Raw genomic sequence first — 22,850 nt, forward strand, 5'->3', positions numbered from 1 at the left:
CCACCGCTCTCACTCCGCGTACCGCGGGTGCATCAGCGTGGACGGCGGGAGGTCCGCGATCCGGCCACCGGCGACCCCGCGTTCGCCGGCCCGCAGCGTCCCGGGAGTGACGGCGGCCAGCGGCGGCGCGTCGGGGGCCACGGCGGGCCGCGGCGGTCGGCGCGCGGCCAGCAGGAACCCCCAGTACCGGACCCGGCCGGTCGCCGGCGCCGTCCCGGCACCCGCCGGAGGCACCCCCGCACCCGGGACCGGCGGCCGTCCCGGCGCGCCCGCCCCCTCCTGCCCATCCCGCACCGCCGCCCCGTCCGGCGCGCGGTCCGGTCCGTCGGAGAACTCCGTCAGCCGGCCCGGAAAGCGGTACGCGACGGTCGTCAGGCCCACCGACCGGAGGGTCGCGTCCACCGTCCAGTACGCGCGCCGCCGCGTGACCGGCGGCCCGGCGTGCACCACCAGGCGCCCGTCGACGGCCAGCGCCCGCGCCAGGAGGCCGTAGAACTCCTGGGAGTAGAGCTTGGTGCTCGCGGTGATCGCGGGATCGGGAAGGTCGGAGACGATCACGTCGTACGGCGCCGACCCGCCGTCCGGGGCCGGGCCGCCGCGCCGGCGCAGCCAGTTGAAGGCGTCGGCCGTCACCACCCGCACCCGCGGATCGCTCAGCGAACGGCGGTTGAGGGCCGTCAGCCCCGGATCGGTGCGCGCCAGCCGCACCAGGCCGGGGTCGAAATCGACGACGGTCACCGAACGGACCGCGCGGTAGCGCAGCACCTCGCGCACCGCCAGGCCGTCCCCGCCGCCGAGGACGAGCACCCGGCCGTGCGGCCCGCCCGCCATCGCCGGGTGCACCAGCGCTTCGTGGTAGCGGAACTCGTCGTCCGCGCTGACCCGCAGCCGCCCGTCGAGGTAGAGCGCCAGCGGTCGGCCGGAACCTTTCCTCCCATGTCCCGCACCGGTCGGGCCGCCCGTGCCGCCGGTCATCACCACCTCCTGCCGGCCGGTCTGCACGACGACCCGCGCCGCCGATCCGTACACCGCCTGCCGGGCCGCCCGCTCGAAGGGGGCGGCCCAGAGGGTGGCCGCGGCGAGCAGGGAGAGCACCACGACGTTCACGGCGAGCAGGGCCCAGCGCACCCGGACGGTCAGGTCGCGACGGAAGAGCCACAGCACCACCGCGCCGCCGGCCACGGCGTTGACCCCGCCGGTGACCAGGGCGCCGGTCAACTGGCCCAGCGCCGGCAGCAGAAGGAAGGGGAAGGCCAGGCCGCCGACGAGCGCGCCGATATAGTCCGCGGCGAAGAGGTCGGCGACCGCGCCGCCCGGGTCCTGGCGCCGGACCCGCTGGATGAGCGTCATCAGCAGCGGCACCTCGGCACCGATCAACACACCGATGACCAGGGAGAAGCCGACGAGCGCGGAGCGGGACTGGCCCAGCCAGGCGAAGCAGGCGTAGAGGGCCATCGCGGAGGTGCCGCCGACCAGCCCGAGGGCCGCCTCGACCGCGGCGAAGCCGACCGCCGCCCGGCATCGCAGCCGTTTGGCGAGCAGCGCGCCGACGCCCATCGCGAAGACCATCACGGACAGCACGACCGACGCCTGGGTGACGGAGTCGCCGCTCAAGTAGGAGGCCAGGGCGACCAGTTCGAGTTCGTAGACCAGTCCGCAGGCGGCGCAGACGAAGACGGCGGCGAGGACGAGCAGCCGGCCGAGCCCGGCCGGCACGGGCAGTCGCGCCGGCTTCATGGCCTCCGGCGGCCCGAGGGTGCCGGAGGAAGCGGGCTCTGGCGGCTCGATCATGAAATGAACGCTACGTGACGGTTCCGTGGCCCTTTGTCACCCACACGAGTGCACTCTGCGCTTTACACCTGGCAGCCGCTACGAATTCCGGCCACCACCGCCCTCACCGTCACCACCGCCCTCATCACCGCCACGACCACCCCCGCCACCACTCGCCGCACCCGCGCGCGCACCCGCCACCCGCCGCGCCGACCCCTCCCCTGGACGGCCTCCCGGACGGCCTCCCGGACCGCCCCCTGGACCGCTAGACCGCCGCGACCGCCGCCCGCACACCGACGCGCGTACGGGTGGCCACCAACCGGCCCTCCTGCGGGTAGGCGTGCCACGTCCGCCAGCGCACCTGCCCGTGCTGACGCTGCGCCAGCATGGCCGTGAAGGCGTGCGGCGACCCCGGGAACGTCCCGGCGAGGCCGTGCGGATGCTCGGCGACCAGAGCGAGCAACTCCTGGGCGCGCCCCGCGAACGAACCGCGCGAGAGCGTCTCCACATGGGCGGCGAACTCGTATTCCCAGTCGCCCAGCCGCTTGGCCACGCCCAGCGGCAGCGGCGTACTGCTGCCCGGCATGCAGGCGACGGTCTCCGAGCACGTGCCGTGCTCCTCCTCCAGGAGCACTTGGTGAGAGGCGCCGAGCAATCTCAACTGCACGTTCGCGTCATCGAGTTGGAGATCGAGGACGGCGAGGGCGGGCAGGGGTTCCCTGCCCAGCGCCCAGGCGAGGTCGGATGCACGGGTATCGGTATAGGCGGTTTTCAGGGTTCTGAGCATGGGTCGGCTCCGCAAGCACGCAGTGGATGGTGGGCCGGCCCGCCCCAGAAGGATCAGGGATGTACGACTGCCTGCCGGCTCGTGCCCACGCGGGGTCCGAGAACTGGGGGATTCTCATGGGAGAGGGAATCATGAATGCCCTCTCATCTACAGCCTTTTTACCCAACTTCGCCGGGTTTCCATCCCCTAGAGGGCCATGCAGTTCAGTTGTTCAACAACCAAGCCCCCAGCGGGTGTTGCCGCAGGTGGCACCCACTGCCGGGCGCATATGCGAGCGGGCATGAGCCGCGCGCATGTGTGTGCGCCGGCGGGTCCACGAGAGGCGGGTCGGCGACCCCGCGTACGGCCCGTCGCGCGGCCGTACGCGGGGGGAGCCGCACGGGCATCCGCACCGGCATCGGCACGGGCGTCCGCACGGCCCCGCTCAGGAACCGCCACCGCCACCGCAGCCGCCACCGCCGCCACCGCCCCCACCGCAGCCGCCTCCGCCACAGGAGTGACCGCCGCCGCACGAGTGCCCGCCGTGATGGCCGCCGTGATGACCGTGGTGACCACCGCCCGAGTCGGCCCCGCCGCCGGCCCACCAACTCCCGCCGCCGCCATGGGAAGAGCCGCCCCCGTAAGAGCGTCCACCGCGCCGCTTGGCGCGTCCGCCGCCGCTGGCCATCGACACCAGGCCGATGACCACGAAACAGATCACCAGGAAGAACACGAACCCCATCTGCCTCACACTCCTCTCGTTCCCCCGAAGCGAGGCATCCGCTCCGTCCGGCGCCCCGTGCGCCGCTCCGGCGCCGACCGGCGCCGCCGACCCCCGCCCCGGGGGTCTTCGTCTCTCCGTACTCCGTCTCTCCGTCACTTTCGTTCGCCGGGCTGATTCCCTGGCCCGAAAGGACTCAAAGCACAGTTGAGGAACTCCAGAGGTTCGGCGCAGGATGGCGCGCATGGACCGACCGCTGCTCAATCGCCGCCTAGCCGAATTCGGCACCACGATCTTCGCCGAGATGTCGGCACTCGCCGTGCGCACCGGCTCCATCAACCTGGGGCAGGGCTTTCCCGACGAGGACGGCCCCGAAGAGGTGCGGGAGGCGGCGGTCCGCGCCCTGCGCGACGGCCGCGGCAACCAGTACCCGCCGGGCCCCGGCATCCCCGAGCTGCGTACCGCCATCGCCGCCCACCAGCAGCGCTTCCACGGCCTGAGCTACGACCCCGCCACCGAGGTCCTGGTCACCGCCGGCGCCACCGAGGCCATCGCCGCCGCGCTGCTGGCCCTCCTGGAGCCGGGCGACGAGGTCATCGCCCTCGAACCGTTCTACGACTCCTACGCGGCCTGCATCGCCATGGCGGGCGGCACCCGCGTCCCGGTGACCCTGCGCCCCGACCCGGAGACCGGCTCGTACGCCCTCGACATGGACGAGCTGCGCGACGCCGTCACCGACCGCACCCGCCTCCTGCTCCTCAACACCCCGCACAACCCCACCGGCACCGTCCTCACCCGCGAGGAGCTGGCCGAGATCGCCCGCCTCGCCTGCGAGCGCGATCTGCTCGTCATCACCGACGAGGTCTACGAACACCTCGTGTTCGAAGGAGAGCACCTCCCGCTCGCGTCGTTCCCCGGCATGCGCGAGCGGACGGTCACCATCAGCTCGGCGGGCAAGACGTTCTCCTTCACCGGCTGGAAGGTCGGCTGGGTCACCGCCCGGCCCGAGCTGGTCACCGCCGTCCGCTCGGCCAAGCAGTACCTCACCTACGTCTCCGCCGGCCCCTTCCAGTACGCCGTCGCCGAGGCCCTCGCCCTGCCCGACAGCTACTTCACCGCCCTGCGCGACGACCTGCGCGCCAAGCGCGACGTCCTGGCACGCGGCCTGGCCGACGCCGGCTTCCAGGTCTACCGCCCCGCCGGCACCTACTTCATCACCACCGACATCCGCCCCCTCGGCGAAGACGACGGCTTCGCCTTCTGCCGCGCCCTGCCCGAACGCGTCGGCGTCGTCGCCATCCCCAACGCCGTCTTCTACGACCACAAGGACCAGGGCGCCCCGTTCGTCCGCTTCGCCTTCTGCAAGAAGGTCGAGCTGCTGGAGGAGGCGGCCGGCCGCCTGAAGCGCCTCTGACGGACCCCGGCAGGGAAGAGGCGTACAGGCACAAAGGGGGGTACAGCCGCAGGCGGCCGATGCGCTCGCCGCCCCCTGTCGCCCGCACGACGACGCGGACCCCCGGAGCCGCTCGCTCCAGGGGTCCGCGCGGTCACTGGCGGGACGGCGGGGATCAGTCCTCGTCGTCGCCGGGCTTGTCGTCCGTGTCGCCTTCGATCTCGGCCTCCAGGCCGAGCTGCTCGACGATCCACTTGTCGAACTCGATCGAAGCGCGGACCCAGCTAACCGTGCTCGAAACGAAGTGTTCGAGCGAGACGCCGGTGCCGATCAGCATCGATGCCTCACCGATCAGACGGACGGTGCCGTCGTCGTGGGTGTGGGTATAGGCCTTGGGCCAAAGCGTCCGGCGGTTCCAGTCGTCGATCGCCTCCAGCAGCTTGGACTTGTCCTCGATGCCGTGGGTGCGGTCGTAGAACGTACGGACGGAGAAGATCTGCTGCTCTTCCTCACCGCGGAACATGAAGTACGTGCGGAACTGCTCCCACGGGGCGGCGAGGTCACCCTCCTCGTCGACTACGTACTTCAGCTCCATCTGGTCGAGGAGCTGCTTGACCAGATCCTGGTCGGGCACGACGGGACCATCAGGCCCCGACGGCTGCGGTTCGGGCTGGCCCCCGAAATTCGGAATCGAGGACGGGTCGATGCTCACCGTGGAATTCCCTTCGTATGGTCTTCGCCATCCTCCACCATTCCCGCCCCGTCCTGGCAAGCCCGGTCGTCAGCGGTGTCATCGCGCCATCCGTCCCGGGCCGCCGGATCGCGGTGGAAGGGGGCGAGGGTGGCTCCAGGGGTGCGTTGAGCGGTCCTCCCCGGCCGGTGGGAGCCGTCCGCCCCGTCCGGCGCCGCCGTTTACGGACCGGGTGCCCAGTGCCCCCCGTCCGTACACCTGCCCGCTCGACCCCGGCCGGAGCCCGGACGGGCGGACGGACCGGCGGACGGACCGGACGATCCGAAAGCCGGTCCGGCCCGCCTCACCGCGCCGCCTCGACCGACAGCCGGTCGCCGTCCACGTCCACGTCCACCCGCACCGTGTCCCCGTCCAGCACCTCGCCCGCCAGGATGGCCCGCGCGAGCTGGTCGCCGATGGCCGTCTGGACCAGGCGGCGCAGGGGCCGGGCGCCATAGGAGAGGTCCGGCATCGGGGCGTCGGGGGCCGGCTCCTGGCCGAGCCAGGCGAGCCAGTCCAGGGCGCGGTCGGTGACGTCCAGCGTGAGCCGGCGGTCGGCGAGGCGGCGCTGGAGGTGGCCGATCTGGATGCCGGCGATCCGCCGTAGCTGGTCCGTACCGAGCGGGTGGAAGACCACCAGGTCGTCCAGCCGGTTGAGGAACTCCGGCCGGAAGGAGGAACGGACGATCTCCAGCACCTTCTCCTTCTTCTGCTCCTCCTTCAGCAGGGGGTCCATCAGGACATTCGAGCCGAGGTTGGAGGTGAGGATGAGGATGGTGTTACGGAAGTCGACCGTGCGGCCCTGGCCGTCGGTGAGCCGGCCGTCGTCGAGGACCTGGAGGAGGACGTCGAAGACCTCGTGGTGGGCCTTCTCCACCTCGTCCAGCAGCACGACGCTGTACGGACGCCGGCGGACCGCCTCCGTAAGCTGGCCGCCCTCCTCGTAGCCGACATAGCCGGGCGGGGCGCCGACCAGCCGGGCCACGCTGTGCTTCTCGCCGTATTCGCTCATGTCGAGGCGGACCATCGCCCGCTCGTCGTCGAAGAGGAAGTCCGCGAGCGCCTTGGCCAGCTCGGTCTTGCCGACGCCGGTCGGGCCGAGGAAGACGAACGAACCGGTGGGCCGGTCGGGGTCGGCGATCCCGGCCCGGCTGCGCCGTACGGCGTCCGACACGGCCCGCACCGCCTCGCCCTGCCCGATCAGCCGCCGGCCGAGCTCGTCCTCCATCCGCAGCAGCTTCTGCGTCTCGCCCTCCAGGAGGCGGCCGGCCGGAATGCCGGTCCAGGAGGCGACCACGTCCGCGATGTCGTCCGGACCGACCTCCTCCTTGACCATGGGGGCCTTGCCGTCCTTCGTCGCCTCCTGCTCGGCCTCCGCCTGGGCGGCCGCCTCCAGCTCCCGCTCCAGGCCCGGGATCTCGCCGTACAGCAGCTTGGAGGCGGTGTCGAAGTCACCGTCGCGCTGGGCGCGTTCGGCCTGGCCGCGCAGGTCGTCGAGCCGTTCCTTCAGCTCACCGACGCGGTTGAGGCCCTGCTTCTCCTTCTCCCAGCGGGCGGTCAGGCCGCGCAGCTCCTCCTCCTTGTCGGCGAGGTCCTTGCGCAGTTTCTCCAGCCGCTGGACGGAGCCGGCGTCGGTCTCGTTCTTGAGCGCCAGTTCCTCCATCTTCAGCCGGTCCACCGCGCGCTGGAGCTCGTCGATCTCGACGGGCGAGGAGTCGATCTCCATCCGCAGCCGGGACGCGGACTCGTCGACGAGGTCGATGGCCTTGTCCGGCAGGAAGCGGGAGGTGATGTAACGGTCGGAGAGGGTGGCGGCGGCCACCAGCGCGGAGTCGGCGATCTGGACCTTGTGGTGCGCCTCGTAGCGCCCCTTGAGGCCGCGCAGGATCGCGACGGTGTCCTCGACGTTCGGCTCGGCGACCAGCACCTGCTGGAAGCGCCGCTCCAGCGCCGCGTCCTTCTCGATCCGCTCGCGGTACTCGTCCAGCGTCGTCGCGCCGACCATCCGCAGCTCACCGCGGGCCAGCATCGGCTTGAGCATGTTGCCCGCGTCCATGGACGAGTCGCCGCCGGCGCCGGCGCCGACGACGGTGTGCAGCTCGTCGATGAAGGTGATGATCTGGCCGTCGCTGGACTTGATCTCCGCGAGGACGGTCTTGAGCCGCTCCTCGAACTCGCCGCGGTACTTCGCGCCGGCGACCATCGCGCCCAGGTCGAGCGCGACCAGCCGCTTGTCGCGCAGCGACTCGGGCACGTCGCCCTTGACGATCCGCTGGGCGAGCCCTTCGACCACCGCGGTCTTGCCGACGCCCGGCTCGCCGATCAGCACGGGGTTGTTCTTCGTACGCCGCGACAGCACCTGCACCACCCGGCGGATCTCCTGGTCCCGGCCGATGACCGGGTCCAGCCGGCCCTCGCGGGCGGCCGCGGTGAAGTCCGTGCCGAACTTCTCCAGCGCCTTGTACGTGCCCTCCGGGTCGGCGGTGGTCACCCGCTGCCCGCCCCGGCTCGCCTCGAAGGCGGTCAGCAGCTTCTTGGCGGTCGCGCCCTGCTGCTGGAGCAGCTCACCGGCCTTGCCGCCCTTGGCCGCGATGCCGATCAGGAGATGCTCGGTGGAGACGTAGGCGTCGCCCAGCTCCTTGGCGCGCCGCGTGGCGTCCGCGACGACGGCGAGCAGTTCGCGGTCCGGCTGCGGCGGCGCGACGGTCGAGCCCTGCACGCTCGGCAGCGCGGCGAGCTGCCGCTCGACGCCCGACCGCAGCGCGGCGGCGTCGGCGTCGACGGCCGAGAGCAGGTCCATGAGGTTCTCGTTGTCCTGCCCGGCCAGCAGCGCGAGCAGGAGGTGCGCGGACGTCATGTCCGCATGGCCGGCGGTGACGGCGCGCTCGTTGGCGGCGTTCAGCGCCTCCCGGCTCTTGTTGGTCAGCTCGGCGTCCACGTTCTCGCGCTCCTCCTCGTAGTCGTCCTCGTGCTGTATGACCGTGTGCCCTCTCGGGCGAATCCTGCTCACTGCAACGTGCGATAAGTTGAGTCTATTCCACTCAAGGTCGGTTTCGGGCATCAGCGCCCACATCCGGCTCCGCCACTCCCGAGTGAATCGGGCCGAACGCGCCTTCGCCACCGGCGGACGGTGGCAACACTGGCCTTGGACCACTTGGAGGTGCAGCATGACGGCTATGGCACACGAGCCGATGCCCACGCAGGAAGACCTCCTCCTTGAGAGCTTTCTGGCCCTTCAAACGCCGGAAGGCTTCAGGGCCGAGCTCATCGAGGGGGAGATTGTTGTGTCACCGCCAACCGACGGAGATCATGAGGACTACCTGGACATCATCAACGACCAGGTGAAATCGCGGTCCGCGACTCGCATGCAGATCTCCGGCGGGAAGGGACTGATCCTTCCCGGCTCGGGAACTCACCCCATGGACCATGTGATCCCCGACGCCACCATGGCTCCGCTCGCGCTGCGCCTCTTCCGTGGCGCTCCCCCTTGGATGCCCTGCGCCGGCATCGCCATGGTCGTCGAGGTGACGTCGAGCAAGCCCGACAAGGACCGCGTCGCCAAACGCCACGGCTACGCGCGGGCCGGCATCCCGCTCTACCTCCTTGTCGACCGCGAAACGTCCGCGGTCACCCTGTTCAGCGAGCCGGAGCGGGGCGACTACGGCGACGCCCACTCGCTGGCCTTCGGCAAACCCCTTCCCCTCCCGGCGCCCTTCTCCTTCGACCTCGACACCACCGACTTCCTGTGAGCCGGCGCCCCCCGCTTACGCTTGCCCCATGGCCCATGACCTGAGTGCCCTCAGCCCCGAGTACCTCGCCTTCTGGGACGAGTACCTCATGCCGACGCTGACGACCCTGCGTGCGAACGGCACGCCGCACGTCGTCCCGGTGGGCGTCACCTACGACCCCGCCCAGCGGATCGCGCGGATCATCACCCGCAAGGACAGCACCAAGGTCAAGAACATCCTCGCCGCCGGCGCCGACGGGGCCACCGTCGCGGTGTGCCAGGTGGACCGCGGGCGCTGGGCGACGCTGGAGGGCATCGCGCGGGTGCGGACGGACGAGGAAGCCGTGGCGGACGCGGTGCTCCGCTACGCCGGGCGCTACGGCCGGACGCCGACGCCCAACCCCGACCGCGTCATGATCGAGATCGCGGTGACCAAGGCCCTCGGCCGAGCCTGAGCCCGGCCCGCCGCCCGGCCACCCCGCCGCTCCGGCCGCCCCGGCCGCCCCGCCGCCCCGGCCGCCCCGCCGCCCGCCGGAGCACTCCGGATCCCGCCGGGGCACTCCGGGACCGGGCCCCCGCCCCCAACTCGCCCCCCAGCGCTGCCGCCTGACCGAAAACGCCTCCTCGCCACCCGCCGCCGGGCGCGTACCTGGTAACCAATAGCGGTAGGAACCGAACAGCTCCGCCCCCGCGCGGACATCATCGGACTTTTCTCAGGCACAAGACGGCAGTTGGAGGCCGCATGGCGTCGGCACCACACCCGACCACAACTGTTCCCCGCCACCCCGGACGCACCCGTACGCACCCGCGCGCCGAGCTCTGCCCGCGCTGCGGCGGCCAGCTCGCCGTCAATCAGGACGGCTGGAAGATCTGTCACGCCTGCGGTTACGCCTCGCCACCCGGTACAGCCCCTCCACCCAGGGCCGTCTGCGGGGGTATCGTCGCCCCCACAGTCGCCACGCCTCGGAGGGCACGATGAACTCGGTCCGAGTGACGGCGATCGCCTGCCTGATGCCGCTGTCCGAGCTGGACGAGGATCCGTTCCTGGTCGATGACCGCAGCCAGCACGACATGTGCAAACAGTGGGCGGCAGCCCGTGACTACCACCTCACCTGCCAGCTCAGCCTGCACCAACTGCGCGCCGACCACAGCGCGTTGTGGAGCGACGTCGAAGAGGGCCTGGTCGATGTGTTCGTGACGCCCAACCGCCGGGCGCTGGAGAACGCCATCAACGGGACCGACGAATTCAGCGCGCGCTGCGCGGCGGCCGGCGTACGCCTGGAGACCGCCGACCTGGACGAGCCGGTCTACACCCGTGCGATGAAGTCGCATGTGCACCGGCGCCTGTCGATGCCGACGGCCGGCTACAACGGCTGCTGAGCGGGGAGACGGCGCACCGGGAAACGGCGAAGGGCCGGGTCGCCCCGGCCCTTCGCCGCGTGGACACGTCGCGCAGAGGACGCGCCGGCCCCGGCCGCCCGCTACTCGGGCCGCTTGGGCCGCCACACCACCAGCGCGCTGGTCTGCTGCACATCCTGATACGGCACCAGATCGCGGCGGTAGGAGGCGTGCACCGCCGCCTCCCGCTGCTGCATCGCACTGGCCGCGCCCTCCAGGGCGCCCTGGAGCTCGGCGATCCGCTGCTGGAGGGCCGCGACCTGGTTCTCCAGCTCGATGATGCGCTTGATGCCGGCCAGATTGATGCCCTCGTCCTGGGACAACTGCTGCACCGTACGGAGCAGTTCGATGTCCCGGGCCGAATAGCGGCGGCCGCGCCCGGCGGTGCGGTCGGGCGAGACCAGGCCCAGCCGGTCGTACTGCCGCAGCGTCTGCGGATGCAGGCCGGAGAGCTGGGCCGCGACGGAGATGACATACACCGGCGACTCTTCGGTCAGTTCATACGGATTACGACGCTGCCCGCCCCGGCTGTCCATCTCAAGCTCCCTTCGCGGCCTGGAACAGCTCCGCCCGCGGGTCCTGACCCGCGGTCGCCTCGCGATAGGTCTCCAGCGACTCTCTCGCCTTGTCGCCGAGCTCCTTGGGAACGACCACCTCTATGGTGACCAGCAGGTCACCTCGGGTGCCGTCCTTGCGGGCCGCGCCCTTGCCCCGGGCCCGCATGGTGCGTCCGTTGGGAGTGCCGGCCGGCAGTTTCAGCGTGACCGGCGGTCCGCCCAGCGTCGGCACCTTGATCTCACCACCGAGCGCGGCCTCCGGGAAGGTGACCGGCACCGTCACGGTGAGGTTGTCGCCCTTACGGCCGAAGACCGGGTGGGCGTCGACATGCACCACGACGTAGAGGTCGCCCGCCGGGCCGCCGTGCTCGCCGGGCGTGCCCTTGCCGCGCAGCCGGATGCGCTGCCCGTTGGAGACACCCGCCGGGATGCGGACCTGCATGGTGCGCGCGCTCGTGGCCCGCCCGCTGCCCTTGCAGACCTCGCACGGGTCCTGGGCGATCAGGCCCCGGCCCTTGCAGTCGGCGCACGGGTCGGTCAGCGAGAAGCCGCCGCCGGCGCCCCGGCTGACCTGGCCGGTGCCGACGCAGGTCGGACAGACCCTGGGCGTACCGTGCTTGTCGCCGGTGCCCGAACACGCCTTGCACGGCGCCTGGCTGGACATCCGCAGCGGGACCGTGGCCCCGTCGACGGCCTCGGTGAAGCTGAGCGTCACCTCGGACTCGATGTCCTGGCCGCGGCGCGGCTGCGTACGCGTACCGGCGCCGCCGCGGTTGAACAGGCCGCCGAACACATCGCCCAGACCCCCGCCGAAGCCGCCGGCGCCGCCACCCTGACCGGGCGCGCCGCCGAAGAGGTCGCCCAGGTCGAAGTTGAAGCTGCCGCCGCCCCCGCCGGGGCCGGGCCGGAAGCCGCCGTTGCCGAACAGCGTCCGGGCCTCGTCGTACTCCTTGCGCCGCTTGGGGTCACCGAGGACGTCGTTCGCCTCGGAGATCTCCTTGAAGCGCTCCTCGGCCTTGGCGTCGCTCTTGTTGGCGTCCGGGTGGAACTCGCGGGCGAGCTTGCGGTACGCCTTCTTGATCTCCGCCTCGGTGGCGTCCTTCGGGACGCCGAGGACCTTGTAGTAGTCCTTCTCCACGAAGTCCTTTGTGCTCATCCCCGACGTCCCTCCTTTCGCGCGGTTTTCGTCTCTGTCCTCACGTCAGCCCTCGTCCGGGCCACCGTTCTCCTCGTCCGAAGCCTTGGCGTCCTCTTCGGAGGCGGACTTGGCGCCCTGGGCGCCCGGCTGCGGTTCGGCGACGGCGACCCGCGCTGGGCGGATCGTTCGTTCACCGATGCGATACCCGGGCTGCAGGATCGCCACGCACGTGGTCTCGGTGACATCCGGTGCGTAGGAATGCATCAGCGCTTCATGGATCGTCGGGTCGAAGGGCTCGCCCTCCTTGCCGAACTGCTGCAGACCCATCTTGGCGATGACGGTCTCCAGCGATTCGGCCACCGACTTGAAGCCGCCGACCAGTTCGCCGTGCTCACGTGCCCGGCCGATGTCGTCGAGGGTGGGAAGGAGCTCGGACAGGAGGTTCGCCGCGGCGATCTCCTTGACCGTGACCCGGTCCCGCTCCACCCGACGGCGGTAGTTCTGGTACTCGGCCTGGAGCCGCTGGAGGTCCGCGGTGCGCTCGTCGAGCGCCGTACGCACCTGGTCCAACTGCGCCGTGAGCGCCGTCTGCTGGGGGCTCTGGGTGCCCTTGCTGTCGTCCCCGGCCGGGGCCGAGCCCGCCGTTTCGGCGGACTCGGCACGCTGCGCCGTGTCGTCAGGGGTTCCTGCCGACTCGGCGGGGGAGGGGACGTCGGGCTTCTCCTCGAAGCCCGGGGTCTCCTCCGTCACGCGGCACCATCCTTCTTCGGCTTCTCGTCGTCGACGATCTCGGCGTCCACCACGTCATCGGCGTTGTCCGCGGACTGGCCCGCGTCGCCCGCCGCGGCACCCTCGGCGCCACCGGCGGCCTGGGCGTCGGCGTACATGGCCTGGCCCAGCTTCTGCGAGACGGCCGCGACCTTCTCCGTGGCGGTGCGGATGTCGGCGGTGTTGTCGCCGTCGCCCTTGAGCTTCTCCTTCAGCTCGCCGACCGCGGTCTCGACCTCGGTCTTGACGTCGCCGGGGACCTTCTCCTCGTTGTCCTTGAGGAACTTCTCGGTCTGGTAGACGAGCTGCTCGGCCTGGTTGCGGGTCTCGGCGGCCTCGCGGCGCTTCTGGTCCTCGTCCGCGTACTGCTCGGCCTCCTGGCGCATGCGGTCGACCTCGTCCTTCGGCAGCGAGGAGCCGCCGGTGACGGTCATCTTCTGCTCCTTGCCCGTGCCGAGGTCCTTGGCGGCGACGTGCATGATGCCGTTGGCGTCGATGTCGAAGGTGACCTCGATCTGCGGCACGCCGCGCGGGGCCGGCGGCAGACCCGTCAGCTCGAACATCCCGAGCTTCTTGTTGTACGCCGCGATCTCGCGCTCGCCCTGGTAGACCTGGATCTGCACGGACGGCTGGTTGTCCTCGGCCGTCGTGAAGATCTCGGAGCGCTTCGTCGGAATCGTGGTGTTCCGCTCGATGAGCTTGGTCATGATGCCGCCCTTGGTCTCGATACCGAGGGACAGCGGGGTGACGTCGAGGAGCAGGACGTCCTTGACCTCGCCCTTGAGGACACCGGCCTGCAGCGAGGCACCGATCGCGACGACCTCGTCCGGGTTGACGCCCTTGTTGGCGTCCTTGCCGCCGGTCAGCTCCTTGACGAGCTCGGCGACGGCCGGCATACGGGTCGAGCCACCGACCAGGACCACGTGGTCGATCTCGGAGAGCTGGATGCCCGCGTCCTTGATGACGTTGTGGAACGGGGTCTTGCAGCGCTCCAGGAGGTCGGCGGTGAGCTGCTGGAACTGCGAGCGCGTGAGCTTCTCGTCCAGGTGCAGCGGGCCCTCGGCGGAGGCGGTGATGTAGGGCAGGTTGATCGTCGTCTCGGTGGAGGACGACAGCTCGATCTTCGCCTTCTCGGCGGCCTCGCGCAGACGCTGGAGCGCCATCTTGTCCTTGGCCAGGTCGACGCCGTGGCCGTTCTGGAACTGCTTGACGAGGTAGTCGACGACGCGCTGGTCCCAGTCGTCACCACCGAGGTGGTTGTCACCGTTGGTGGCCTTCACCTCGACGACGCCGTCGCCGATCTCCAGCAGCGAGACGTCGAAGGTGCCGCCACCGAGGTCGAAGACCAGGATGGTCTGGTCGTCCTTCTCCAGGCCGTAGGCGAGGGCGGCCGCGGTCGGCTCGTTGACGATCCGCAGGACGTTCAGGCCCGCGATCTCGCCGGCCTCCTTGGTGGCCTGGCGCTCGGAGTCGTTGAAGTAGGCCGGGACGGTGATGACCGCGTCCACGACCTTCTCGCCCAGGTAGGACTCCGCGTCCCGCTTCAGCTTCTGCAGGATGAAGGCGCTCATCTGCTGCGGGTTGAAGTCCTTGCCATCGATGTTGATCTTCCAGTCGGTGCCCATGTGGCGCTTGACCGACCGGATGGTCCTGTCGACGTTCGTGACCGCCTGGCGCTTCGCGACCTCGCCGACCAGCACCTCGCCGTTCTTGGCGAAGGCGACAACGGACGGCGTGGTCCTGGCGCCCTCGGCGTTGGTGATGACGGTGGGCTCACCGCCTTCGAGAACACTGACGACGGAGTTCGTCGTGCCCAGGTCGATGCCGACCGCACGTGCCATTTCAATTCCTCCAGCTAACTTGAGTGGAACAGGCTCAAGCGTGCAACACGGAACGAAACCTGTCAACAGACATGAGTGGAGGGCACTCAAGTTTTATACGACGCTTATCGTCACCGACCCCTCACCGGGGACGCCACACCCCCGCACAGGGTTGCCTGCGCGACGCAGATCACCGGCCGCGTGACTTCATGGGGCCGGGGATACTGGGTAACCTCAGCGCATACCTGAAAAGTTACTGCTTAGTAATCGCTCCAGAACCCGTACGGCCTCCGTGCGGATCCCGTAACCCGTACCCCGCCCTCGCAGGCCCGAGGAGCCACCCATGCAACTCGCCGCGATCATCGTGTCGCTGGTCCTCACCGCGGTCGGCGTCGCGCTGCTCGGCCGCGCTGTCGCGCAGTTCGTGCGCTTCTTCAAGCTCGGATCGCCGGTCCCGGCGGGCAGCCGGACCGACAACCCCTACCAGCGCAGCGTCACCCTGGTCCGGGAGTTCCTCGGCCACACGCGCATGAACAAGTGGGGCATCGTCGGCATCGCCCACTGGTTCGTCGCCATCGGCTTCCTGACGCTGCCGCCGACGATCATCAACGCCTACGGTCAGCTCTTCAAGGCGGACTGGCAACTGCCGGTCCTCGGCGGCTTCCTGCCCTACGAGCTCTACATCGAGTTCATCGGCACGATGACGACGCTCGGCATCCTGACGCTGATGGTCATCCGGCTGCTGAACCTGCCCGGCCGGGCCGGACGCAAGTCGCGCTTCGCCGGGTCGACCGCCTGGCAGGCGTACTTCGTCGAGTACGTCATCTTCATCATCGGCCTGGCCATCATGATGCTGCGCGGCCTCGAAGGCTCCCTGCACGACGTCGACCACTACGAGCCCGCGTACTTCGCCTCGTACCCGATCGTCCTGCTCCTCAAGGGCCTGAGCGTCACCGCCCTGCAGAACCTCGTCTACGTCTTCGCGATGATCAAGCTCGGTACGACCATGATCTGGATGATCACGGTCAGCACGAACATCGACATGAGCATCGCCTGGCACCGGTTCCTCGCCTTCCCCAACATCTGGTTCAAGCGCGAGCGCAGCGGCGACGTCGCCCTCGGCGCGCTGCCGCCGATGACCAGCGCGGGCAAGCCGATCGACTTCGAGGACCCGGGCGAGGACGACCAGTTCGGCGTCTCGCAGATCGAGCACTTCTCCTGGAAGGGCCTGCTCGACTTCTCCACCTGCACCGAGTGCGGCCGCTGCCAGTCGCAGTGCCCCGCCTGGAACACCGGCAAGCCGCTGTCGCCCAAGCTGCTGATCATGGCGCTGCGCGACCATTCGCACGCCAAGGCGCCCTACCTCCTGGCCGGCGGCGGCAAGGACGAGGAGGGCAACGAGAAGGCGACCGCCGAGCAGCTCGCCGACGTGCCCGCCGCGGCGCTGGCCGAGGCCGAGCGCCCGCTGATCGGCACCCTCGAAGAGAACGGCGTCATCGACCCGGACGTGCTGTGGTCGTGCACCACCTGTGGCGCCTGCGTCGAGCAGTGCCCGGTCGACATCGAGCACATCGACCACATCGTCGACATGCGCCGCTACCAGGTCATGATCGAGTCGTCGTTCCCCTCCGAGGCCGGGACGATGCTCAAGAACCTGGAGAAGAAGGGCAACCCCTGGGGCCTGGCCAAGAAGCAGCGCCTGGCGTGGACCAAGGAGGTCGACTTCGAGGTCCCGGTCGTCGGCAAGGACATCGAGGACCTCTCCGAGGTCGAGTACCTCTACTGGGTCGGCTGCGCCGGAGCCCTGGAGGACCGCGCCAAGAAGACCACCAAGGCCTTCGCGGAGCTGCTGCACATCGCGGGCGTCAAGTTCGCGATCATGGGCGGCGACGAGGCGTGCACCGGTGACTCCGCCCGCCGCCTGGGCAACGAGTTCCTCTTCCAGCAGCTCGGCCAGCAGAACGTCGAGATGCTGAACGCGGCGTTCGGCGAGGACGCCGACGAGGGCGTGGTCGTCGAGAAGTCCAAGAAGAAGATCGTCGCGACCTGCCCGCACTGCTTCAACACGATCGCGAACGAGTACCCGCAGTTGGGCGGCGAGTTCGAGGTCATCCACCACACGCAGTTGCTCCAGCACCTCGTCGACGAGGGCAAGCTCGTCCCCGTCACCCCGGTCGAGGGTCTGATCACCTACCACGACCCCTGCTACCTGGGCCGCCACAACAAGGTCTACACCCCGCCGCGCGAGATCATCGCCAAGGTGCCGGGCCTGCGGAACGAGGAGATGCACCGCCACAAGGAGCGCGGCTTCTGCTGCGGCGCCGGCGGCGCGCGGATGTGGATGGAGGAGCGGATCGGCAAGCGCATCAACAACGAGCGCGTCGACGAGGCCCTCTCCCTCAACCCCGACATCGTCTCCACCGCCTGCCCGTTCTGCCTGGTCATGCTGACCGACTCGGTCAACGGCAAGAAGAACGAGGGCAAGGCCAAGGAGTCCGTCCAGGTCGTCGACGTCGCCCAGCTCCTGCTGGACTCCGTCAAGACCCCGGTGGACCCCGCCGGCGAGGAGGAGAGCGCCGACGCGCCGGAGCCCGAACCGGTGAAGTAGCGCCCCGCGGCGCAGCCGCACGAGCCGACGGCCGGTCCCTCCTCGGGGGGCCGGCCGTCGGCGTTTTCCGGCCATGCCCGGGACGCGCCATTGCGGGCGGCGCGGCCGCCGGGCAGCATCGGCCCCCGGTGGGACACCAGAGCGCGAGCGGTACGTCTGGGGGGCGTGGTGCGACGACGGATCGCGGCGGCGGGGCTCGGCTGCGCCCTGCTCCTGACCTCCTGCGGGCTGCTGGCGTCGACCGGCGGCCCCGCCGGCCCGGGCGCGGGACCCTCACGCGGCCCCCGCGCCGCCGGCCCGCCCCCGCGCCCCGTCCCGACCGGCCGGGGCAGCGACACCGCCCGCGACTTCAACGGCGACGGCCATCCGGACCTGGTCGTCGACAGCCTCCTCGCCCCTGGTGGCGGCCACGACGACGACCCGGGCATCGGCATCGTCTACGGCTCACCCAGCGGCCTCGACCCCGCCACCCGCGAGCTGCTCACCCCGGCCCGCAACGCGGCCGCCACCCGGCCCGCCGTCCCCGCCGCCTTCGACGCGGAGACCGCCTGCGACCTGGACCGGGACGGTTTCACCGACCTGGTCGTGACCACCGACCCGCCCTACGACGGCGTCGGCCGGCCCCCCGTCCCCGTCCAGATCCTCTTCGGCTCGCCCAAGGGCCTGGCCGGGGCCCGCGCTGTGAAACTGCGCATCCCCGGCCCGGCCAGGATCGGCGAGGAGTGGCCCGACCAGCCCGTCTGCGGCGACTTCGACGGTGACGGACGGCCCGACCTCGCCGTGACCGCCTCCGGCCCCCGCGTCAGCTACCTGCGCGGCCCCTTCACGCGGGCCGGCGCCCCCAAGGCGGCCGGCGCGCCGCTCGACGTCCCCGGCACCGCCCTGGCGACCACCGGCGCCCCTGTGGAGCCGCCCCTGGACGTCAACGGTGACGGTGCCGACGACCTCCTCGTACGCGCCGCCGACCCCGGCCACCGTGCCCGCAGCCGCCTCGCGCTCGGCGGCCCCCGGGGGCCGGCCCGCGCCGGCGCCGCCTTCCCGGCCGGGCACGCCGTGGTCTTCGGCCGTTTCGGCGGCACCCGTGGCGCCGGCCTGACCGCCGTCACCGCCGACACCGGGGGCCGGCTGTACGTCAGCGGACGGCCCGGCACCATGCGCACCGGCGCCGGCGGCGGCCGGCCCACCCTCGCCGCGGGCGACGTGAACGCCGACGGCCGCACCGACCTCGTGATCGGCGGGACCCGGCCGGCCCTGCTGCCCGGCACCACCGGCGGCCTGGCCGCCGCGCCCCGGCCGCTGCCCGGACGCCGCCTGCCCGGCACCGGTCGCGCGCACTCCACCGTCCTGGCCCTGACCGACTTCGACGGCGACCACCGCGCCGACCTCGCCCTCCTCACCCGTCGCGGCACCGCCGCCGACCAGGTGACGGTCTACGCCGGCACCCGATCGGGTCTGTCCCCCGCACCCGTCGCCGCCTTCTCCACGGCCGTCTTCAGCGCGTCCTGAAGCGCCGGGCCCGCGCGCCTGAAGCGCCCGGCCCGCCTCCCCCACGGCCTGCCGGCACCGCCCCGCCCGCCCGGGACCGGCCGTGACCCACGCCACCACCAACACCCCTCCTGCCTCACCCATATGACGGCGCGGCGGAAGACCACCGGGCCCCACCGCCACGGCCGCCCCACCGCCCTGTCCTCCGCACGGCTGAATCTCGCCCCAGGTATCCCCTAGGGGATGTCACAGCTCGGCAGCAAACCCCCGCACCGTGGCCGGTGCCGCCACCGAGCCCGTGCGGACCAGGTACTTTCGATGACGTGGCTGGATTCAGGATGGGTCGCGGACGGGATCCCCGCTCCGCACAGGACGGGCAGCAGCAGGGGCAGCGGGCGCCGTACGGACAGCAAGGGCCGTACGGAGCGCAGCCCCCGCCTCCGCACGGGCAGTGGCAGGCGCCGCAGCCCCCGCAGCACTACGGGGGCGGCCCCCACGGACAACCGCACGGGCAGCACGACGAGCCGGAGTATTTCGGCGACGGCGGGTACCAGCCCCAGCAGCAGTCCTACGCGCCGTACACGAACGACAACAACCCCGGCCACACCCAGCAGTTCAGCATCGGTGAGGCGCCGGACGCCTACGACGCACAGGGCGCGCCCGGCGGGCCGTACGCCGACCAGTACGGCGACGGGCCCGACGGCCGGTACGCCGACGGCGGCGTCTACCGCGCCGGGCAGACCAGCGCCCCGCCGGCCGGCCCCCGGCTCCACTGGAAGCAACTGCTGTCCGGCATGGTGCTGCGCCCCGCGCCCACCTTCTGGCAGATGCGCGACCACCAGGTGTGGGCCCCGGCGCTGGTCATCACGTTCGTCTACGGCCTGCTCGCCGTCTTCGGCTTCGACAAGGCCCGCGAGGACGTGCTCAACGCCACGCTCTCCAACAGCATCCCGTGGGTGCTGATCACCGCCGTGATGTTCATCATCGGCAGCCTGATCCTGGGCGCGGTGACCCACACCATGGCCCGTCAGCTCGGCGGGGACGGCGCGTGGGCGCCCACCATCGGCCTGTCCATGCTGATCATGACGATCTCGGACGCGCCGCGACTGCTCTTCGCGATGTTCCTCGGCGGCGACAGCCCGCTGGTGCAGGTGCTGGGCTGGCTGACCTGGCTCGGGGCCGGCTTCCTGCTGACGTCCATGGTGAACAAGTCGCACGACCTGCCGTGGCCCAAGGCGCTGGGCGCCGCCGCGATCCAGCTCGTCGCGCTGCTGGCCCTGGTGAAGCTCGGCACGCTGTAGCCCCACCCGCACCCGCCGTACGCCGAAGGGCCCCGCTCCGGATTTCCGGAACGGGGCCCTTCGTCATCCGGGCTCAGGCGGAGGAGCCTTCCCCGCGCCCGCCGTCAGACGAACCGCTGCCCCGCCGTCAGGCGAGCCGTCACCCGCCGTCCGGCGAAACCGTTGTCCGCCGTCAGACGAACCGCTGCCCCGCCGACCCGTCGCACGCCGCCAGCCGCAGCGGGTCCTTCGCCGCGCCCAGCGTCAGGCAAAGCCGCTGCGCCGCGGCCGGCCGCAGCGTGCCGCCGCCGCCCCGTACGAACTGCTGGTTGGCCGCGCCCGAGCAGTTCCACAGCACCATCGCGGCGCCCGGTTCGTAGCGCGCGCCCGGCACGTCCAGGCACCGGTCGTGGGTGAGCTCCACGTGCACCGACCGCCGCTCCGCGTCGTACCACCAGCTCTGGTTGCGCTGCCCGTTGCAGTCCCAGCCGCCGACCGCCGTCCCGTTACGGCTCAGGCCGCCGGTCGCGTCCACACAACTGCCCGTACCGGCGTTCTTCAGCGGCCGGTAGACGTCGTCCCAGGCACCCGCGTACAGCTTCGGCTCCCCGGTGCTCGACGGGTCGGCGCAGGACGCCTCGCGCAGCCCCGACGCGTAGAGCTGCGTCAGGCACGACGCGAAGGCGCGGTGGCCGCGCGCGTTGGGGTGGAAGGACTGGCGCACCGAATTGGCGTCCGGCGGGAAGGGGTTGGCGACGTTGACGTACAGTCCGCGGGCCCAGGTGTCCTCCATGCACACCTCGTGTCCGTGGAAGAGCCGCGAGGCGTCGAGGTACGTCGCGCCCGTGTCCCGCGCCACCGCGCGCACGCCCTTCTCGAACGCCGGGACGGCGGAATTGCGGCCCCAGCCCGCGTCGGAGGTGTAGCCGGTGCAGCCGCCCGGCAGCTTCCCCGGGTAGTTCGGGTTGTCCTCCACGTCCGGCCCGATCGGGCTCGGATACGACATCACCACGAGCCGGTAGTCGCCGTCGGCGTAACCCGCGTCCCGCATCACCGTCCGCAGGTCGTTCACGGTCTGCGTGACCTTGGGCACCAGTCCGTCGACCCGCGCCTGCCACCCCGGCCGGTACTTCGGCTCGCAGGTGCCCTGGAGGAGGAACCAGCGCTGCACACAGTCCGTCATCACCGGGCCGAACTGGAGGTCGTCGTTGGCGCCGGCCACCAACAGGACCATTTTCAGCCGGGTGTTGCGGGCCGCGATGGCCAGACTGTCGCTCTGCACCAACTCGTCGGCGTACTGCTTGCTCCCGCCGATACGGATGTTGCCGCTGTACGCGCCGGAGCAGGCGACGTTGTACGTCACGTCCGCCGCGATCGAGGTCCGGTGGATCGCCGCGTCGGGCGACCGGTGGCACCAGTTGTCCGGCCCGTCCGTCCCCGGCTCGTACGTGCCCACGCCCTCGCCGGAGATCTCGCTGTCCCCCAGGGAGATCAGCGACGTCTTGCGTTCCCCGACCGGCCGCTGCGCGGGGTCACCGTAGAGCTCTCTCGCCCGCGCCGCGCGGATCTTCTCCAACTCGGGCGGCAGGGGCTTGCCCGCCACGGAGGGCGAACCGCCCCCCGCCCCGTCCCCACCCGTACCGGCCGCGCCCGCGGGCCCGCCCACCGCCACGGTGAGCGCCATCGTCACGGCCGCCGTCACGACCGCGCCCACCAACCTCGGCCGCCGCACACGTCTCGCACGCACCACTGGGCCTCCCCTCCGGTCTGCTGTTACCGCCGGTTTCTACTCGGAGGTAGTCACAGGCGGAACACCCGGAACGGGATTGGCCGAAAGCCGACGGCAGGGCGTCATGCGCGGTCCCATCCCGTCCACCGCCGACCCAGGCAGAGCCGAGCAGGCGTGGTTCATGGCGGACGGGATGGGAGCTGGGGAGGGTGGTGGGTTGAGGAGGGAGGATGCTGCCGTGGCAGATGAATCCAGGCGCCAGGCACCGAGTCACATGAACCGGAGCAGCACCACCAGGGCAATCGGCGCGGGGAGCACAGCACGTACCAGCCACCACTGGACGTCCTCGCGCACGACGAGTGCCAGGAACGCGAGTGAGTACGGAGCCGCCATCGGAATCGCCGATATCAGACCTACAGTCGGCGACACGTGATTACCGAAGACCAAGATCGCCCGCAGGGCTGCCCACCCGGCCATCCCGGCCGTGAGTACCTGAACCGTGAGCAGCCGGTGCCGGATGCGACCTGCAGTCACGCGGGACTCGGCGATCGTCTCGCGGACGATCATGACGCCCGTCCATGCGAAGAGCGTTGCGACAGCCAGGATGATAAGCAGCCCGAAGGCGGCGAGCCCGCCGTCACCGAGGATCGAGTCCGGGTGCCAGAGAATCTCAATGAAGATCCAGGCAGGAACGCCCAAAACGATGCCTGCTGCCCATGTGGAGACGATCTCCTTGCCCAGACGGTCCGACCACCACTCTTGCACGGTCCGCCCCCACAGCAAGATCTTGCGCAGGCTCTCGCCCATACGTCCGTCCTCCCCTGGCCGCTCGGCATCCTAGGCCGACCTCCGAGAGTGTGGCGGATGCAGGGGTGCCTATCTGTCAAGAGCGCTTGCTGGGGCTGACACCAGCGCCTGACGCCAACAAGAGCGAACAACAGCGGTTCGCGCCGCACGCGA

17 protein-coding genes are annotated in these 22,850 nt (G+C 71.0%); 7 read left to right on the plus strand and 10 right to left on the minus strand.

Annotated elements, in window-relative coordinates; all coding sequences use genetic code 11:
• Positions 1 to 9: 9 nt before the first annotated feature.
• Together ACZ45Z_RS25285 and ACZ45Z_RS25290 are read right to left on the minus strand one after the other, a co-directional pair.
• Entirely contained in the window at positions 10 to 1,791 is a 1,782-nt protein-coding gene (locus ACZ45Z_RS25285) for a polyamine aminopropyltransferase (protein ID WP_468366575.1), read from the minus strand.
• A 244-nt stretch (positions 1,792 to 2,035) separates the two neighbouring features.
• Positions 2,036 to 2,557, minus strand: a complete 522-nt coding sequence (locus tag ACZ45Z_RS25290; protein ID WP_468366578.1) for a DUF2617 family protein — start codon at positions 2,555 to 2,557, stop codon at positions 2,036 to 2,038.
• Between the two features lie 944 nt (positions 2,558 to 3,501).
• On the opposite strand from ACZ45Z_RS25290, the gene ACZ45Z_RS25295 reads away from it, so the two are divergent.
• A complete protein-coding gene (locus tag ACZ45Z_RS25295; RefSeq protein WP_468366582.1) occupies positions 3,502 to 4,671 on the plus strand; it encodes a pyridoxal phosphate-dependent aminotransferase in 1,170 nt (389 codons plus the stop codon).
• Between the two features lie 154 nt (positions 4,672 to 4,825).
• Here the strand turns inward: ACZ45Z_RS25295 and ACZ45Z_RS25300 are convergent, their stop codons facing one another.
• A complete protein-coding gene (locus tag ACZ45Z_RS25300) occupies positions 4,826 to 5,362 on the minus strand; it encodes a YbjN domain-containing protein (RefSeq protein ID WP_468366583.1) in 537 nt (178 codons plus the stop codon).
• 322 nt (positions 5,363 to 5,684) lie between these two features.
• Positions 5,685 to 8,318: an ATP-dependent chaperone ClpB gene (gene clpB / locus ACZ45Z_RS25305; RefSeq protein ID WP_468367007.1), complete on the minus strand. Its 2,634-nt coding sequence runs from the start codon at positions 8,316 to 8,318 to the stop codon at positions 5,685 to 5,687.
• A 229-nt stretch (positions 8,319 to 8,547) separates the two neighbouring features.
• Between clpB and ACZ45Z_RS25310 the strand changes: the two genes are divergently transcribed.
• From ACZ45Z_RS25310 to ACZ45Z_RS25320, 3 genes are all read left to right on the plus strand, one after another.
• Positions 8,548 to 9,129 carry a Uma2 family endonuclease gene (locus tag ACZ45Z_RS25310; RefSeq protein ID WP_468366585.1) on the plus strand — a complete coding sequence of 194 codons (582 nt, stop codon included), beginning with the start codon at positions 8,548 to 8,550 and terminating at the stop codon, positions 9,127 to 9,129.
• A gap of 28 nt (positions 9,130 to 9,157) precedes the next feature.
• Positions 9,158 to 9,562: a pyridoxamine 5'-phosphate oxidase family protein gene (locus ACZ45Z_RS25315; protein WP_468366587.1), complete on the plus strand. Its 405-nt coding sequence runs from the start codon at positions 9,158 to 9,160 to the stop codon at positions 9,560 to 9,562.
• A 520-nt stretch (positions 9,563 to 10,082) separates the two neighbouring features.
• Complete coding sequence (locus ACZ45Z_RS25320) at positions 10,083 to 10,487, plus strand: hypothetical protein (protein WP_468366588.1); 405 nt, start codon at positions 10,083 to 10,085, stop codon at positions 10,485 to 10,487.
• Between the two features lie 101 nt (positions 10,488 to 10,588).
• On the opposite strand, the gene ACZ45Z_RS25325 is transcribed toward ACZ45Z_RS25320, so the two are convergent.
• From ACZ45Z_RS25325 to dnaK, 4 genes are read right to left on the minus strand one after another with little or no spacing between them, the layout of a single operon-like run.
• The gene (locus tag ACZ45Z_RS25325) at positions 10,589 to 11,041 is read right to left on the minus strand and encodes a heat shock protein transcriptional repressor HspR (protein ID WP_468366591.1); all 453 of its coding nucleotides are present in this window, start codon (positions 11,039 to 11,041) and stop codon (positions 10,589 to 10,591) included.
• A gap of 1 nt (position 11,042) precedes the next feature.
• Entirely contained in the window at positions 11,043 to 12,218 is a 1,176-nt protein-coding gene (gene dnaJ / locus ACZ45Z_RS25330; protein WP_468366593.1) for a molecular chaperone DnaJ, read from the minus strand.
• A gap of 45 nt (positions 12,219 to 12,263) precedes the next feature.
• On the minus strand, positions 12,264 to 12,950 hold the full coding sequence (gene grpE, locus ACZ45Z_RS25335; protein WP_468366595.1) for a nucleotide exchange factor GrpE: 687 nt from the start codon (positions 12,948 to 12,950) through the stop codon (positions 12,264 to 12,266).
• On the minus strand, positions 12,947 to 14,809 hold the full coding sequence (dnaK, locus tag ACZ45Z_RS25340; protein ID WP_468366598.1) for a molecular chaperone DnaK: 1,863 nt from the start codon (positions 14,807 to 14,809) through the stop codon (positions 12,947 to 12,949). Before dnaK ends, grpE begins: the two co-directional genes overlap by 4 nt.
• Before the next feature lie 322 nt (positions 14,810 to 15,131).
• On the opposite strand from dnaK, the gene ACZ45Z_RS25345 reads away from it, so the two are divergent.
• The 3 genes from ACZ45Z_RS25345 to ACZ45Z_RS25355 all read left to right on the plus strand — a co-directional run bounded on the left by ACZ45Z_RS25345 (position 15,132) and on the right by ACZ45Z_RS25355 (position 20,182).
• Positions 15,132 to 17,396: a heterodisulfide reductase-related iron-sulfur binding cluster gene (locus tag ACZ45Z_RS25345; protein ID WP_468366600.1), complete on the plus strand. Its 2,265-nt coding sequence runs from the start codon at positions 15,132 to 15,134 to the stop codon at positions 17,394 to 17,396.
• Between the two features lie 168 nt (positions 17,397 to 17,564).
• Positions 17,565 to 18,902, plus strand: coding sequence for an FG-GAP repeat domain-containing protein (locus ACZ45Z_RS25350; protein WP_468366603.1), 1,338 nt, complete (start codon positions 17,565 to 17,567; stop codon positions 18,900 to 18,902).
• Positions 18,903 to 19,219: 317 nt separating this feature from the next.
• Positions 19,220 to 20,182 (plus strand): Yip1 family protein, encoded by a 963-nt coding sequence (locus ACZ45Z_RS25355; protein WP_468367009.1) that lies wholly within the window; start codon positions 19,220 to 19,222, stop codon positions 20,180 to 20,182.
• Between the two features lie 172 nt (positions 20,183 to 20,354).
• Here the strand turns inward: ACZ45Z_RS25355 and ACZ45Z_RS25360 are convergent, their stop codons facing one another.
• Entirely contained in the window at positions 20,355 to 21,845 is a 1,491-nt protein-coding gene (locus tag ACZ45Z_RS25360; RefSeq protein WP_468367012.1) for a ricin-type beta-trefoil lectin domain protein, read from the minus strand.
• A 315-nt stretch (positions 21,846 to 22,160) separates the two neighbouring features.
• Complete coding sequence (locus ACZ45Z_RS25365) at positions 22,161 to 22,697, minus strand: hypothetical protein (protein ID WP_468366605.1); 537 nt, start codon at positions 22,695 to 22,697, stop codon at positions 22,161 to 22,163.
• Between the last annotated feature and the right edge of the window lie 153 nt (positions 22,698 to 22,850).

The organism is Streptomyces sp. NPDC031210 (genome assembly GCF_055570395.1).